This window comes from Limnochorda sp. L945t (assembly GCF_035593305.1).
GTDB classification, from domain to species: domain Bacteria; phylum Bacillota; class Limnochordia; order Limnochordales; family Geochordaceae; genus Carboxydichorda; species Carboxydichorda subterranea.
The window spans coordinates 2,424,174-2,439,180 of the sequence record NZ_CP141615.1; the positions used below are offsets into that span (position 1 = coordinate 2,424,174).

16 protein-coding genes and 1 riboswitch are annotated in these 15,007 nt (G+C 69.4%); of the genes, 8 read left to right on the forward strand and 8 right to left on the reverse strand.

Going from position 1 to position 15,007, the window contains the following annotated elements:
- The first annotated feature begins 35 nt into the window (after positions 1-35).
- Genes U7230_RS11230 through U7230_RS11245 form a run of 4 tightly spaced genes read left to right on the forward strand, consistent with a single transcriptional unit; the run spans position 36 to position 3,094 of the window.
- Positions 36-665 (forward strand): SCO family protein, encoded by a 630-nt coding sequence (locus tag U7230_RS11230; protein ID WP_324715930.1) that lies wholly within the window; start codon positions 36-38, stop codon positions 663-665.
- Between the two features lie 60 nt (positions 666-725).
- Entirely contained in the window at positions 726-926 is a 201-nt protein-coding gene (locus tag U7230_RS11235; protein ID WP_324715931.1) for a hypothetical protein, read from the forward strand.
- A gap of 9 nt (positions 927-935) precedes the next feature.
- Positions 936-1,403, forward strand: a complete 468-nt coding sequence (locus U7230_RS11240) for a cytochrome c oxidase subunit II (RefSeq protein ID WP_324715932.1) — start codon at positions 936-938, stop codon at positions 1,401-1,403.
- A 59-nt stretch (positions 1,404-1,462) separates the two neighbouring features.
- Positions 1,463-3,094, forward strand: coding sequence for a cbb3-type cytochrome c oxidase subunit I (locus U7230_RS11245; protein WP_324715933.1), 1,632 nt, complete (start codon positions 1,463-1,465; stop codon positions 3,092-3,094).
- Between the two features lie 71 nt (positions 3,095-3,165).
- Here the strand turns inward: U7230_RS11245 and U7230_RS11250 are convergent, their stop codons facing one another.
- The 5 genes from U7230_RS11250 to U7230_RS11270 all read right to left on the reverse strand — a co-directional run bounded on the left by U7230_RS11250 (position 3,166) and on the right by U7230_RS11270 (position 9,343).
- Entirely contained in the window at positions 3,166-4,884 is a 1,719-nt protein-coding gene (locus U7230_RS11250) for an HD domain-containing phosphohydrolase (protein WP_324715934.1), read from the reverse strand.
- A gap of 99 nt (positions 4,885-4,983) precedes the next feature.
- On the reverse strand, positions 4,984-6,621 hold the full coding sequence (locus U7230_RS11255; protein ID WP_324715935.1) for a Mur ligase family protein: 1,638 nt from the start codon (positions 6,619-6,621) through the stop codon (positions 4,984-4,986).
- A 155-nt stretch (positions 6,622-6,776) separates the two neighbouring features.
- On the reverse strand, positions 6,777-7,628 hold the full coding sequence (locus tag U7230_RS11260; protein WP_324715936.1) for a MetQ/NlpA family ABC transporter substrate-binding protein: 852 nt from the start codon (positions 7,626-7,628) through the stop codon (positions 6,777-6,779).
- A 33-nt stretch (positions 7,629-7,661) separates the two neighbouring features.
- The gene (locus U7230_RS11265) at positions 7,662-8,318 is read right to left on the reverse strand and encodes a methionine ABC transporter permease (protein ID WP_404980515.1); all 657 of its coding nucleotides are present in this window, start codon (positions 8,316-8,318) and stop codon (positions 7,662-7,664) included.
- Positions 8,306-9,343, reverse strand: coding sequence for a methionine ABC transporter ATP-binding protein (locus tag U7230_RS11270; protein WP_404980666.1), 1,038 nt, complete (start codon positions 9,341-9,343; stop codon positions 8,306-8,308). The genes U7230_RS11265 and U7230_RS11270 overlap by 13 nt, the downstream gene beginning before the upstream one ends.
- Positions 9,344-9,538: 195 nt before the next feature.
- Positions 9,539-9,646, reverse strand: a riboswitch (SAM riboswitch).
- A 133-nt stretch (positions 9,647-9,779) separates the two neighbouring features.
- Between U7230_RS11270 and U7230_RS11275 the strand changes: the two genes are divergently transcribed.
- The 4 genes from U7230_RS11275 to U7230_RS11290 are packed head-to-tail and all read left to right on the forward strand — an operon-like array spanning position 9,780 to position 12,474.
- Positions 9,780-10,019: a 4Fe-4S binding protein gene (locus tag U7230_RS11275; protein ID WP_324715939.1), complete on the forward strand. Its 240-nt coding sequence runs from the start codon at positions 9,780-9,782 to the stop codon at positions 10,017-10,019.
- A 43-nt stretch (positions 10,020-10,062) separates the two neighbouring features.
- Positions 10,063-11,121 carry a 3-methyl-2-oxobutanoate dehydrogenase subunit VorB gene (locus U7230_RS11280; RefSeq protein ID WP_404980667.1) on the forward strand — a complete coding sequence of 353 codons (1,059 nt, stop codon included), beginning with the start codon at positions 10,063-10,065 and terminating at the stop codon, positions 11,119-11,121.
- Between the two features lie 58 nt (positions 11,122-11,179).
- The gene (locus U7230_RS11285; RefSeq protein ID WP_404980668.1) at positions 11,180-11,896 is read left to right on the forward strand and encodes a thiamine pyrophosphate-dependent enzyme; all 717 of its coding nucleotides are present in this window, start codon (positions 11,180-11,182) and stop codon (positions 11,894-11,896) included.
- 2 nt (positions 11,897-11,898) lie between these two features.
- Positions 11,899-12,474, forward strand: coding sequence for a 2-oxoacid:ferredoxin oxidoreductase subunit gamma family protein (locus U7230_RS11290; RefSeq protein ID WP_324715942.1), 576 nt, complete (start codon positions 11,899-11,901; stop codon positions 12,472-12,474).
- Positions 12,475-13,121: 647 nt separating this feature from the next.
- On the opposite strand, the gene U7230_RS11295 is transcribed toward U7230_RS11290, so the two are convergent.
- The 3 genes from U7230_RS11295 to U7230_RS11305 all read right to left on the reverse strand — a co-directional run bounded on the left by U7230_RS11295 (position 13,122) and on the right by U7230_RS11305 (position 14,978).
- On the reverse strand, positions 13,122-13,424 hold the full coding sequence (locus U7230_RS11295) for a hypothetical protein (RefSeq protein ID WP_324715943.1): 303 nt from the start codon (positions 13,422-13,424) through the stop codon (positions 13,122-13,124).
- A 412-nt stretch (positions 13,425-13,836) separates the two neighbouring features.
- Positions 13,837-14,529: a response regulator transcription factor gene (locus U7230_RS11300; protein ID WP_324715944.1), complete on the reverse strand. Its 693-nt coding sequence runs from the start codon at positions 14,527-14,529 to the stop codon at positions 13,837-13,839.
- Positions 14,526-14,978 carry a cytochrome c maturation protein CcmE gene (locus tag U7230_RS11305; protein WP_324715945.1) on the reverse strand — a complete coding sequence of 151 codons (453 nt, stop codon included), beginning with the start codon at positions 14,976-14,978 and terminating at the stop codon, positions 14,526-14,528. Before U7230_RS11305 ends, U7230_RS11300 begins: the two co-directional genes overlap by 4 nt.
- Between the last annotated feature and the right edge of the window lie 29 nt (positions 14,979-15,007).

Here is a 15,007-nt window from a genome sequence, read left to right on the forward strand (position 1 = left end):
GACGACACGTGCCGTGGTATGCATGGCCCCCCGGCTTGGTACTGGCGGGGCTGGCCTGGTTCGCGCTGGCCCGGCCGTTGACGGTGGCGCCCCGTCTGGGGGTGGCGCCCGTGTTCGAACTGATCGACCAGCAGGGCCGTACGGTCACCCACCGGGCTTTCGAGGGCCGGCCGGTGCTCTACTCCTTCTTCCCCGCCTCGGCGGAAGACGCCACGGCCGTCACGATGGCGAGGCAACTGCAGGCCCTGCAGCGCCGGCTCTCGCAGGATGCGGATCGGCGGGAGCGGCTCCGCCTCGTCACGGTGAGCGTGCGTCCGGAGCACGACGACCCGGCCAGGCTTGCCGCGTTCGCCCGGCGGCTCGATGCGGACCCGTCCATCTGGCAGTTCCTGACCGGCCCGGGCCTGGCGGTCAAGCTCATGGTCGGCACGGGATTCGGGGTTTACTACGACGCCCGCGCGCAGGCGCCCGCCGGGGTGGTCTACGACCCGCGCTACGTCCTGGTCGACGGGCAGGGGCTCATCCGCGGTATCTACTCCGGGCCCCGGCTCGACGCCGAGAGGCTCCTGCGCGACCTCGACCTGGTGCTGCAAGAGGCTCGGGCAGAGGGAGCAGCCCGGCTCGCATACGAGGCTGCCCACCTCTTCCTCTGCTACCCGCGCTGATGGCGGGGCGCACGCCCGGTGAGCCCCGGCGTGCGACAACTGAAGGGGGGCGAACGCACGATGGCAGCGACCACTCCGAAGCACGACGCCGCCCAAGAACCGGCCGCTGCTGCGGCGACCGAGGTAAGGCAGCGGCCGGCGGCGCCGGAGGAGGTCGTCGAGGAACACCCCAGGGGAGCCATGTTGGCCACCCTCCTCTACCTGCTGGCAATCGTGGGTGCCTGGGCGTACATGTACGCGAATCTGCTGAGCCGGGGGTGAAAGCAGGCCATGTACATCGAGCTGTACGAGAAGCGCTGGATGGTCCTGACGGGGGTCGCGCTGGCCGTCATGTTCCTGGCCATCGTAGGATCGGTCTTCGGGGCGGGCATCCAGGTGCCCGGCGTTTACGGCCAGGTCAACCCTGCCCGGCTTCCCAACACCCCTCCCTTCGATCAGCCGGGCGTGCGCCAGCTTGGCCCGGGACGCTACGAAGCCACCGTCATCGCGCACATCTGGGCTTACTCCCCCAATGAGATCCGGGTACCCGCCGGTGCCACGGTCACCTTCAACCTGACGAGCCGGGACGTCATCCACGGCTTCCGCATCGAGGGCACCAACGTCAATACCATGGTGATCCCCGGCCAGATCGCCCGGGTGACCCATACCTTCAAGAAGCCCGGGACGTACCTCTTCTTGTGCCACGAGTACTGCGGCGTCGGGCACCAGAACATGTTCGGGCGGGTCATCGTCGAGTGAGAGGGTTTGGTACAGAGACGGGCAGAGCGCTTGCTGCCCGGGAACGGAGGTCGACGGTCGTGTCACAACCGGAGCGCCGCCTCGTGGCCTGGTTCCTGTACGTGGCCATGCTGGCGCTGTCCATCGGGGCCACGCTGGGGCCCTTCCAGGCGCTGGAGCACGCGGGCATCAACCTGTACCCGTACCTCGCCCCCTTCATCCGCTCCTACTACCAGGGGCTGAGCATCCACGGGGTCTTCAACGTGCTCGTGTGGACCACGTTCTTCATCAGCGGCTTCCTCACGTTCGCCACGATGAGCGGCCTCAAGCACCCCCTTTACAGCCTCAAGCTGGGTTGGATCACGTTCTGGATCATGATCGCCGGCATCGGCCTCACCGGGTGGGCCCTTTTCAGCGATAACGCGACGGTCATGTTCACGAGCTACCCGCCTCTCAAAGCTCACCCTGCCTACTACCTCGGGTTGACGCTGGTCGTCGTGGGCACGTGGCTGGTCTCGGCCAACATCTTCCTCACCTACCGGGCCTGGCGCCGTGATCACCCCACGGAGCGCACGCCGCTTGCGACCTTCGGAGCCCTCGCCACGTTCGTCATGTGGGACATCGCGAGCCTCGGGATCGCAGCCGAGTTCCTGACACTGCTCATCCCCGCCTCGTTCGGGATCACGCAAGGTACCGACCCGCTGCTGGCACGGGCCTTCTTCTGGTTCACCGGGCACCCCATCGTCTACTTCTGGCTCCTGCCGGCCTACGTCTCCTGGTACGCCATGGTGCCCAAGCAGGCAGGCGGTAAGCTGTTCAGCGATCCGCTGGCCAGGCTGGCGCTGGTCTTGTTCATCCCCTTCTCCATACCGGTAGGGCTGCATCACCAGTTCACCGACCCCGGCATCTCCGAGGCCTGGAAGATGGTACACGCGGCCCTGACCTTCGTGGTCTTCTTCCCGAGCGCCCTCACCGCGTTCACCCTGCTGGCCTCCCTCGAAAACGCCGGCCGCGCCCGGGGAGGGCGAGGCTGGTTCGGGTGGTTCTTCAAGCTGCGCTGGGACGACCCGGCAGTGGCGGCGCAGGTGCTGGCCATGCTGCTGTTCGCCGCAGGGGGCGTGAGCGGGATCATCAACGCCTCCTACGACCTCAACCTGATGGTGCACAACACGGCGTGGGTGCCCGGGCACTTCCACCTGACGGTGGGATCGGGCGTCACCCTTACGTTCATGGGGATCTCCTACTGGCTCATCCCGTATCTCACCGGCCGCAAGCTGTGGAGCCGGCGGGTGGCGCTGTGGCAGGCCTGGACGTGGTTCGCCGGGATGCTGTTGTTGGGGCGAGGGCTTCACTGGCTGGGCCTGCTCGGGGCGCCCCGGCGGACCATGCTGGGAGCCGCGGCCTATCGGGCGCTCAACCCCGAGTGGGGGCTGCCGTCGCTGCTGGTGGGTGTCGGCGGCGGCATCCTGGCGGTGAGCCTCTACCTCTATCTGGTCGAGATGGCGGCCACGATCTGGTTCTCCAGGGAGCCGGCCGACATCGAGGTACCGGAGGCGGAGGCCGTCTCCGGACCCGAGCACGCGCCCTTCCTGCTCGAGCGCTGGCGGGTCTGGATCGGCGCCGCCGTCGTCCTTACGGCCATCGGCTACGTGCCGACGGTGGTCCAGCTCCTCGCCCACTTCAACCCGGTGGCATCGCTCCGGGTCTGGTAGGTCCCGGGCAGCCGGAGCCCGGGTGGTGGCCATGCCGGCCCGCCGTCTGCAGCGGGCCGGCATGGCCGCCCTCACGTGCCGCTGGCAGGGCCTGGGAGATGGCGATGGTCGCCCATGCCGGCCTGCCCGGCCTGGATCACCCGCAAGAACGCCTGGACGACCTCGGGGTCGAACTGCGACCCCGAGTTGCGCACGATCTCCTCGACGGCCTGGTCCGCCGGGATGGGGGGCCGGTAAGGCCTCCAGGAGGTCATCGCGTCGTAGGCGTCCGCCACGGCGAAGATGCGAGCGATGATGGGAATGCGCTCTGCCTGCAGGCCCATGGGGTAGCCGCGCCCGTCGTAGCGCTCGTGATGGTGCAGCACCACGGTGGCGCCGTCTCTCAGGAACTGGATCCCCTCCAGCACGCGGAAGCCCAGCAAAGGATGCTGCCGCATGATCTCCCACTCCCGGTCGTCGAGCGGGCCCCTCTTGTGGAGGATGTTGTCCGGGATCCCGATCTTCCCGATGTCGTGGAGAAGCCCTCCCCGGTAAAGCGCCTGCAGGGCGTAGGTGGGCAGCCCCATCTCGCGGGCGATCGCAAGCGCGAGCGCGGCCACCCTGCGCGAGTGGCCCTCGGTATCCCGATCCCGCACGTCGAGAGCCGCGGTGAGCGCCTCGAGCGTGTCGTCGTACGCCCGCTCCAGGGCCGCGAAGAGCCTCGCGTTGCGAATGGCGGCGGTCGACTGCTGGGCCAGCGCCACCAACCAGTCGACGGCGCCCCGATCCAGCAGGCCGGGCTCCTTGCGCCAGACCACCAGGCCCCCGACCATCTCCTCGCCGGAGGCCATGGGCACCGCCAGAATCGAGCGGAAGCCCTGAGGCCGGGTGAGGTGCAAGAAGGCGTAGCCCGGCTCGCTCTCCACGTCGGCGACCTGTACGGGCCGCCGCTCGGCCACCGCACGGCCGATGGCCCCGTCGCCGGGGCGCACGCGGGCCCGCCGGATACCCTCGACGAAGGCGTCCTCGACCCCGTGGCTGGCCGTGACGGCCAGCACCCCCTCCTGGGGATCGTATTCGAAGACGGCGCCGGCATCCGACCCGGTCAGTTCGGCGGCGTACCGGGCCACGGTGCGCAATACCTGGGCAGGGTCGAGGCTGGAGGCGATCTCCATGCCGATCTCCTGAAAGGCCTTGAGCTGCCGATACGCGACGGACACGCGGTCGTACATCTGCTGGAGCTCCTCTGCTCGCCGGCGGGTTTCGTCGAACAGGCGCGCCCCTCCGAGCGCCAGGCTCGCCTGATACGAGAACGCGGTCAACGCCCGCACCTCCCAGGTGCGGTACCGGCGGACCCGCCGGTGGTATACGGCCAGTACGGCTACGGTGCGGCCATCGAGCACCATCGGAAACAGCCCGATGGTACGGATCCCCTCCGCCCGGGCGAGCTCCGCCAGGCGCGGCCACCGTTCGAGGCGCCTCGCATCGAGGATCACCGCCGGCCGCCCCGTGCGCACCACCCGGCCGCCCGGCACGAGGTGGCTCACCCGGCTGACCGCGGCGGTGTACGTGTCCGAAACCCCCTCCGACCAGGCGCACCGGATGGTGCCGCCTTCATCGACGGTGAAGACGGCCGCCCCGTCGGCACCCAAGAGCGAGATCGCCTGGCTCGTCAGCAGCCGGTGGGTAGCGGGCTCATCCCGGATGGTATCGATTCCACGGACGGCGTCGAGCAGACGCTTCCATGCGCGTGAAGCGGGGAGGTCGGCGACCCGGCGGGCGGCGCCCGGCTTTGCAGCGCGCTGGGACACGGAAGCAGGCTCCGCCGCCGGCCGCAGGCGCCGGGGCGGCTTCGGAGGCTGCGGCTGTTGTGAGTCCATAGTTCCCGTCCCCTGCAGCGATTGGAGGCTCTATCTGCTGCATCGGCACGTGCTGCTGGAGGCTTGTGACCCTGGAAGATGTTGGCCGCGCAGGCGCGAGTTCCTCTCGTGGAGCCAGAAGAGCGAGGCGGCCTGGTTGAGGGCCTGGGCCCCGGCGAAGACCAGCAGGTCGCCCGGGCGTACGATGTCGAGAGCCGTGCGCATGGCCTGTTCGAGGGTGCGCCGGTGCTCCACGATCCGTACCCTGACGTCCTGCAGCGCACCCAGCAATGCGTCTCGCTCTCGCGGCTCGACCCGGTCGCCGGGGCCCACCGCATCCTCGCTCTCCGTCGTCACGATGGCCGCCACGGGGAGCCGCCGCGCCCAGGCGGCGATGACGCGTCCGTTGCGGGCGTTGATGTCGGCGCCCCGGCTGCCCCGTACTCCGACGAGAAGGACGATCCGAGGCGCCCCGATGGCCTCGAGCGTCTGGAACAGGTGCTCGAAGCTGGCGGGATGGCCCGTCGTGTCGTCGATGACGGTGAACTCGCCGCGGTGGATGGGGTTCATGCGCCGGGGCAGCGGCCGAAGACGGCCCATCCCCTCGACGACCCGTTCGAAGGAAAGGCCCGAGGCGAGCGCCGCCGCAGCCGCGCCCAGCACGTTGTGCACGGCGTGGGCACCCAGCAGGTGGAGCGAGACGACTGCATCCGTGTCCTTCCGGCCCGGAGCGCGCCAGCGCACGTGCACGCGGGTCCCGTCGAGCGAGGCCCCCTCGATCCGCCCCACCACCGACCAGGCCGCATCCTCGACGGCGCCCTCCTCTCCCAGAGCGAAGGCTACTCGCCGCGGCCGGGGCCACAACTCCGCCATCGCCCGGGTGTGAGGGCTGTGGGCGCTGTACGCGAGGAACGCGTCCGGCCGCAGCAACTTCAGGAAGCGGCGCTTGGTGGCGAGGTAGTGCTCGAAGCTCGGATGGGCCTCGGCGTGTTCGAAGGGCAAGATCTCCGTGATCACGCCCCCGGCCAACCGGATCGCCTCGACCCGGTGCTGCATGAGGCCGTGGGAGGAGACCTCGATGACGGCCTGCGACAGCCCCTCCTGCACCATCTCGTGTAGCGCCCGCTGCAACGTGATGGGATCGGGCGTGGTCAGGGGAGAGGGCTCGTGTCCCCGCTCTTTGAAGATACCCAGGGAACCGACGGCGCCCGCCCGCCTCCCCGCTGCCTGCAACAGTCCCCTCAGGTAGAGCGAGACGGACGTCTTGCCCACGGTGCCCGTCACGCCGACCACGTCGAGCGTGCGCGCCGGGTGCCCGTAAAAGGAGGCGGCGGCCCACGCCAGCGCCACCGAGGTATCCGCGACCCGCACCACCCACGGCGCCCGGGGCCCTCGGAGCCGCCCATCTCGCAGCTCCGACAAGACGCCGGGCCTGTCCACCATGAGGGCACGGGCGCCCCGCTCCAGCGCCTGCCCGATGTAACGGTGGCCATCGGTGTTCGTGCCGCGCACCGCCACGAACAAGTAGCCGGGAAGCACGCGCCCCGAGTGCGCGCTGATGCCGGTCACCACCGGCCCTGCCTGCGGGCCCGGGAAGGGGTCCGTGTCCCCGGCGATCACTTCGACGACGCCGGGGACGTCTTGCACGATGGCGCCGAGGGCGCGCCCGAGCCCGTTGCTGCCGGCCACCCCCGGACCCGGCGGGCGGCTCCCATCCGAAAGCCGCCCGCCTTCGCCGGCCTTTTGGTGGCCTTGCGCGTCGTCCAGCGCAATCCCGCCTTTCGAGGCGCCGGAGCCCCGCGCCGGCCCTTACGGGCTACGGGCCGTGGCGCCCGCCCGACCCCTCAGAACGCCGGCACTACGGCTCCCTTGTAGCGCTCCTGGAGGAATGTGCGGACGTCGTCCGACGTCAGTACCCGCGCGACCTCCCGGAGCACCGGATCATCCTTATCTTTCGTCCGCACCGCCAGAACATTGGCGAGCGGGCTTACGTGCGGAGCTTTGACGTCCTCGATGAAAATAGCATCGCGCACCGGGGCCAATCCAGCCTCCAGGGCGTAGTTGCCATTGATGACCGCTGCGTCCACGTCCGGCAGGGCCCTCGGCAGCTGCGCCGCCTCGAGCTCCCGGATCGCCAGCTTCTTCGGGTTGGCCGTGATGTCGAGCACCGTCGCGCTGAGCCCCAGGTTCGGCTTGAGCTCGATGAGCCCGGCCTCCGCCAGCAGCTGAAGCGCCCTCCCGCCGTTGGTGGGATCGTTGGGGATCGCCACTACCGCTCCCTGCCGAAGCTCAGACGGTTTTTTCACCTTGCGCGAGTAGAGCCCCATCGGCTCGATGTGGACACGGGCAATGTAGGTGAGGTCGAGGCCGTGATCCCTGGAGAACGTCTCCAGGTACGGGATGTGCTGGAAGTAGTTCGCGTCCAGCTCGCCCTCGGCGAGCGCAAGGTTGGGCCGCACGTAGTCGGTGAACTCGATGATCCGCAGCTCGATGCCCTCCCGGGCCAGGATGGGCTTCACGAACTGCAAGACCTCGGCGTGGGGCACCGGGGTCGCCCCGATCCGCACCACTTTGGGCGCGCCGCCGCTCCCCGCGAACGTCGCCGCCGGCGTCGCCAGCGTCAACCCTACCGCCAGGAGCAAGACGGCCGCCAGCGCCGCCGATGCCTCGTAGACTCGAAACAGCCTGCTGCGCATCCTGGTGTGACCTCCTTCAGCGGGGTTCAGGGTCTAGCGCCGCCGCCCGATCCGCCGGGCGGCCGCGTCTCCCAGCGCCTGCATGCCCTGGACGAGCACGACGAGGAGTATGACCGTCTGGGCCATGATGTCCGTGCGGAACCGCTGGTACCCGTAGCGAACGGCCAGGTCGCCCAGTCCCCCTCCCCCCACCGCGCCGGCCATGGCCGAGTAGCCCACCACGCTGATCGCCGTGATGGCCGCTCCCAGCGCCAGGCCCGGCAAAGCCTCGGGCAACAGCACGCGGGTGACGATCTGCCACGGGGTCGCCCCCATGGCCTGGGCCGCCTCCACGACGCCCGGGTCGACCTCGCGCAGCGCCGCCTCGACCAGGCGCGCGACGAACGGGATGGCCGCCACCGTCAGGGGCACCATGGCCGCCGTGGTGCCGATGGAAGTGCCCACCACCCAGCGGGTGAACGGAATGATCGCGACCAGCAAGATGATGAACGGGATGGACCGCCCGACGTTGACCACGCCTGCCAGCACTTCGTGCAGGGCGCGCTGCTCGAGCACGTGCCCGCGGTCCGTCACCACCAGCAAAACGCCCAGCGGCACGCCGGCCACGTGCGCCAGCACCGTGGCGACGCCGGTCATGTACAGGGTCTCGAGCAGGGCCTGCCAGAGAACCGACGTCATCATGCGCTCCACTCGACCACCTCGACGCCTTGCTCTCGCAGCCACTGCGCGGCGGCATCTACCGCCTCGGGCCGCCCGTCCATGGCCACCACCAGCACCCCGAAGGGCACCGCACCGATGCGGTCGATGCTGCCATGGATGATGTTGACCATCACGTCGAACTCTCTCACCACCCGCGAGATCACCGGCTGTTCCGCTGCCGGCCCCAGGAACGCCAGGCGGAACAGCTTCCCAGCCGGGGTATCGGGAGCGCCGGGCGCGGCGCCGTCCAGCCGCGACCGCAGGGCGGCCAGGGCGCGTTCGGCGGCCGCTCCCACCAGCCGTCTCCCGGCCTGGGACCGGGGCCGCGTGATGATCGAGGCGGTGTCCCCCACCTCCTGCACGCGCGCGTCGGCCATGACCGCCACGCGGTGGCAGATGGCCTGGACGACCGGGAGTTCGTGGGTGATGAGCAGGACGGTGATGCCCAACGTCCGGTTGATGTCCCGCAGGAGTTCCAGGATCGAGGTGGTCGTCTCGGCGTCGAGCGCCGACGTCGGCTCGTCGCAGAGCAGGACCTTGGGCTCGGGGGCGAGGGCCCGAGCGATGCCGACCCGCTGGCGCTGGCCGCCGCTGAGTTCGGAAGGGTACGCGTCTGCCCGGTCGGCGAGGCCCACCAGCTCCAGGAGCTCCATGACCCGCCGGCGGATCTGGGCGCGGGGCACACCGGCGATCTCCAGAGGAAAGGCGACGTTGCCCATGACCGAGCGCGAGCGCAGGAGGTGGAAGTGCTGGAACACCATGCCGATGCGGCGACGAGCGGCACGCAGCGCTCGGGCGTCGAGGCTGGTCATCTCGAGCCCGTCGACCTCGATCCTTCCCCGGTCCGGCCGCTCCAGGAGGTTGATGCACCGGACGAGCGTGCTCTTGCCCGCGCCCGAAAGGCCGATGATGCCGAAGATCTCTCCGGCCCGGACGGACAGGTGCACGTCGTCCAGCGCCACGACCTCCCGGCCCCCCTGCCGGAAGACCTTGGTGAGCCCTTCGATGAGGACCATCGGACGGCCCGGGGCCGGGTGCTCCCCCAAACCGGTGCGCCCCGGCTCGCGCTGTACCGTGAGTGCTTGCACGAGCCCATCCTTCCTCCATGCCGCGACGCCTGCCCGGCACGGCCGGCCCCACCGCAAAAAAAGAACCTCTCCCACCCGGAAGAGGTCACGCACCTGCAAGCCCCGTCACAGCCGGGGCGGCGCCTCGTATCTCTCCGGGCCTGGAGCCGGCAGGATTTGGCACCACTGCGACACGCGGTCGCCGGTTGCCGGGCTTCATCGGGCCAGTCCCTCCGCCACTCTCGATACCAGGTCTGCCGCGCTATGGATTTGGCGAGATCATACCTGCCCTGCCCGGGCGTGTCAATCGGCCGGGCCCACGGCAGGTTTCGGGCGAGCAAGAGCTTATTATGTGTGGTAGGGGGCCGGTAGAGGTGGTGAGGTAGTGAAAACGGTTACTATCGCGATCGACGAAGCCCGGTGCAAGGCGTGCGAGCTGTGCATGGCCTTCTGTCCCCAGGAGGTGCTCCGGCTGGCGTCGGGGAGGTTCAACGCGCTGGGCTACCCGCCGGCGGAGGTCCTTCACCCCGAGGCCTGCACGGGATGCGGCCACTGCGCCCGCATGTGTCCCGAGGCCGCGATCACCGTCACCATCACCCGCCTCGCGAGGGCAGGGGCCGTTTGAGGAGGGACGGACGTTGGGCGACAGTCAGGCACCCCGGGTACTGATGAAGGGCCTCGAAGCCATGGGGGAAGCGGCTATCCGAGCAGGATGCCGCTATTTTTTTGGCTACCCTATCACGCCCCAGTCCGAGCTCCCGGAGTACATGGCCCGCCGCTTGCCGGAGGTCGGCGGGGTCTTCTTGCAGGCCGAGAGCGAGGTGGCGGCCATCAACATGGTCTTCGGCGCCGCCGGCGCCGGCGGCCGGGTGATGACCTCCTCCTCGAGTCCCGGCATCAGCCTCAAGCAAGAGGGCATCTCCTACATCGCCGGAGCCGAACTCCCTTGCGTCATCGTCAACATGATGCGGGGAGGCCCGGGCCTGGGGGGCATCCATCCCTCCCAGTCCGACTACTTCCAGGCGACCAAGGGAGGGGGCCACGGCGACTACCGGCTGCTGGTGCTGGCTCCCGCCTCGGTCCAGGAGCTGGCCGACCTCATGTTCGAGGCGTTCGAGCTTTCCGAGCGCTACCGCAATCCCGTCCTGGTGCTCGGAGACGGCCTGTTGGGGCAGATGATGGAGCCCGTACGGCTGCCGCCGGAGCAGGCCGTGGCGCCCCCCAATCGCCCCTGGGCCACCACGGGTGCCAGGGGTCGCGCCCCCAACCTCGTGAGCTCGTTCCACATCGACCCGGCCGAGCTCGAAGCCCTCAACCTCCGCCTCCAGGAAAAGTACCGCACCATCCGGGCCGAGCAGACGCGGTTCGCCGTCGAGGATCCGGAGGGCGACGCGCGGCTCTTCCTGGTCGCCTACGGTACGGCGGCCCGGGTGTGCCGGGCGGCCATGCGCCGCGCCCGAGCCGAGGGCATCCCGACCGGGCTCATCCGGCCTATCTCGCTCTGGCCTTTCCCGGACGCTGCCTTCGAGCAGGTCATGGAGAGGGCGCTCGGCTTTCTCACGGTCGAGCTCAGCCTCGGGCAGATGGTGGAGGACGTACGCCTGGCCGTGGCGGGACGGCGGCCCGTGGAGTTCTACGGCCGTACGGGGGGCATGCTCCCCGACCCGGAGGCCATCGTCGAGCGGCTTCACCTTCTCTGGGAAAAGGTGGGTGTGCGGCATGGCTAAAGTCGTCGAGACGGCCCAGGACCGCCGCGTCCAGGTGCTCGGGGGCAGGCCCCGGTCGATGAGCGACAAGGTCCTCCACTATTGTCCCGGCTGTACCCACGGCCTGGCCCACCGGCTGGTCGCTGAGGTCATCGACGAGCTGGGGATCCTGGAGCGCACCATCGGGGTAGCTTCGGTGGGGTGCTCGGTCTTCGCCTACGACTATTTCCGGTGCGACTTCCAGCAGGCGGCTCACGGCCGGGCCCCGGCGGTCGCCACGGGCATCAAGCGGGTGCACCCCGAGGCGGTGGTCTTTACGTACCAGGGCGACGGGGACCTGGCCGCCATCGGCACGGCCGAGATCGTCCATGCGGCCGCCCGCGGCGAGCAGATCACCGTCATCTTCATCAACAACGCCATCTACGGCATGACCGGCGGGCAGATGGCGCCCACCACGCTGGTGGGCCAGGCCACCACCACCACTCCGCAGGGGCGGGCGCCAGAGCGTGCCGGCTACCCCGTCCGGATGAGCGAGATCCTGGCCACCCTCGACGGAGCCGCCTACATCGCCCGCATGTCTCTCCACGACCCCCTGCACGTCGGGCGGGCCAGGCGGGCCATTCGCAAGGCCTTCGAGGTGCAGCTCAAAGGCCTCGGCTTCAGCATGGTCGAGCTTCTGTCGAGCTGCCCCGTCAACTGGGGCCTCAAGCCCATCGAGGCCCTCCACTGGATCGAGCAACGCATGATCCCGTCCTTCCCGCTCGGAGAGCTGAAGAACACGGCGGGGGTGGTGTGAGGGTGGAACGCCAGATCCTCATCGCGGGCTTCGGCGGCCAGGGCGTCATGCTGGCCGGCATCCTCCTGGCGGAGGCCGCCATGGCCGAAGGCTACGAGGTCTCCTGGGCGCCGTCGTACGGGCCGGAAATGCGGGGCGGCACGGCCCACTGCTCCGTGGTGATCGCCGACGAGCCGGTGAGCTCCCCGGTGGTGACCCGTCCGGACGGGCTCATCGTCCTCAACGGGCCGTCTCTGGAGCGCTTCGAAGAGAGCGTGGTGCCGGGCGGTGTGCTGGTGGCCAACGCGTCCTTGCTGGGCCGGCCTCCGCGGCGCACGGACCTTCGCGTCCTGCTGGTCCAGGCGACCGAGTGGGCCACCGCTCAAGGAGCGCCCGCCGTCGCCAATATGGTAGCCCTCGGGGCGCTCGCCGCGGCCATGGGCCTCGTGCAGCTATCGAGCCTCCAGCAGGCGGTCCACCGCACGGTGCATGCCCGCCGGCGCCACCTCATCCCGCTGAATGAAAGAGCTCTCGAGGAGGGCTTCCGGTTGGGCTCACGGCTCCTCGCCCCCCAGGGGCAGCATTCAGGGCCAGCGTGACGGGCAACAGCCGCCCCTGGTGGGCGACCCACCGGTGGTACCTCTCAGCCACCGCATCGGCTTGCCAGGCGTCGACGCAGGCCAGGTCGTAGACGCAAAGCACCCTGGCCAGTCCGGCGGCGGCGACCCGATCGAGGGCGGACTCCGCTGATTCGGCCGACAAACGCCCGGAGGGCGGGTCGCCGGCGCCGGACTCGTCTCCTTCGCTACCCACGACGTGAATCATCCAGCTGCCCGAAGGCCATGGACCGACGGTCTGCTCGGCCAACGACTCCTGCCCGCCGCGCGACTCGATCTCCTCGAGAAGGCGGGAAGGCAAGGAGGAGACGCGTCGAAGGGCTTGCAGGTAGGAAGGAGGAGCCACCACCCGCAGGGGCTGCCCGTGTCCATGGATCTCGGAGAGGACCGGCGCCAGAGCGTAAGCGAAATGTTCGGGCCCGGCACAGAACCACACTGCATGGACGGGCACCGGATGAGCCTGCAGAGCCGAGAACAAAGTGTGGCGGCCAGCCATGCCTGTTCACCCCCGACACGGGACGACTTGGGTGCGACAGAACACGCTACTCCACTGGCCGCGCTCGTATTCACTCCAGCGGCAGGAGAGTCCTCCACGAATTTGCTATTGTTTATCACCAAAGGCGGTGCCGTCAGCCGAAGAGCGCCTGAAAGAGCGGGTGCCGGTCCCAGATGCCGCTCCCGCCCCAGAGAAGCAACGCGGCCCACGCGCTGCACAGCCCCACCCAGGCCAGCAGCCACCCGCACGCCTGCAACAGCGGCAAAGATTGCGCCCGTGCCACCGCACGAATCCCACCCGAGCCCGCCCAGGCGCTCGTCGCCCGGCACCGCCGGAGGGCGGACGTGGCCAGCGGCCAGAGCTCCCGGGCACTGAAGCAAGCTCCGTAGAGGGCCACCAGCGACCAGCTGATCCATAGCCACGCCTCGCGTGTCATCCCGCCCCAGCCCCCTCCCGGGTCTCCTCGTCAAACCCTCAGGATCACCCCGGCCGCCACCAGACAGAGGGCAAGAGCGTAGGCGCCCACGGCGGCCCCTGCGGTGCCCAGCACCCATCCCCCGGCCATCAGACAGGCTCCAAGCAGGATGAAGCCTGCAGCCGCCCCTACCTGCATCGGATGGGCAAGGGGGCGGCGGATCGTGTGCGGTAACCCCTTCCACGAGACCGGCACCCGGCGGCCACGGCGTGGCCGAGAGCGGCAGGCGATCGACGACGGCTGCATACGGCAACCCCCGATTGCACCTTACCGCCCGGGGCGCCGGCCGGGTATCGGAGGAGGAGGGTAACTCCTACAGGGGTGCTGACCCGATCTCGTCGTCGGAGAGGACCGGAGTGCCAGGGAGACCGGGCTACGGTTCGATGAGGCCGGTGCGGATCGCGAACCGGACGAGCTGGACCCGGTCGCTGATGTTGAGCTTCTGCATGATGTTGGCCCGGTGCGTCTCCACCGTCTTGAGGCTGATATGGAGCTGGTTGGCGATCTCCCGGTTCTTGTAGCCTTCCGCGATGAGGCGCACGATCTCCCGCTCCCGCTCCGTCAGGACGGGCTCCTCCTGGCCTTGCTCCAGCCGGTGCAGGTAGTCGCTCAAGACGACCTTGACGATGCTCGGATGCAGGTATGATTCGCCCCGCATGACCGCCCGGATGGCGCCCAGGAGCTCCTGGGCGGCGGCACGTTTGACCACGTACCCATGGACGCCCGCCCGGAGCACGTGGACGATGTAGTCCTCGGACTCGTGAATGGTGAGCGCCAGGATCTTGACGTGAGGGAAGTCCCGCCGGATCTGCCGGATCGCCTCCAGCCCGGACAGCCCGGGCATGGAGATGTCCATCAACACGACATCCGGTTGCAGCTGCCGCGTCGCCGCGATGGCCTGCTCCCCGTCGGCCGCCTCTCCTACCACCTCGACGTCGGGGGCCGACTTCAGCACCATCACGATGCCCTCGCGAACCAGCGTGTGATCGTCCGCCACCAGCACGCGGACCTTCCGGGCGTGGTCCCGGTCGGGCTCTTGTGGGTGCGAGACCACGGCCTGCCTCAACGCCCTTCCTGTCCGTCCGGTGCCGCCTCGTAGCGAGAGGGGCACGTCACGAGCAACTGGGTAGCAGAGAGTTCGCCGCCGGGGGACAGGCGGCCCTCCACGATCACCTGCTGGCCTTCCTCGAGATTGTCCGGGCGAGCGCCGTGGTACGTCACGTGCAGAGACTGCGAGGCAGCGGCAGCAGCCTGCACCGCAGGCCCGCCGTCCCCAGGGGCTTGCTCGAGCTGGAAGCGCACCACCAGGCCGACCGGATCGACCTCAAGGGTGCCCTCTCGCACCTGTCCCCGGATGCGCACCGGGATAGGTTCGCCGCTCGACTGGACGGAAGCGATCGCCTCTCCTACCGAGAGGTAGTACGTGGCGGTCTGGCGAAAGCCGGTCACCATCAGGTAGAGGGTGGCGGCCAGCATGACCGCTGCGCCTACCCAGATTCGTGTGCGCCCCTTCAAAGCCTCTCGTCCCCTGTCTTTGCCGGAGT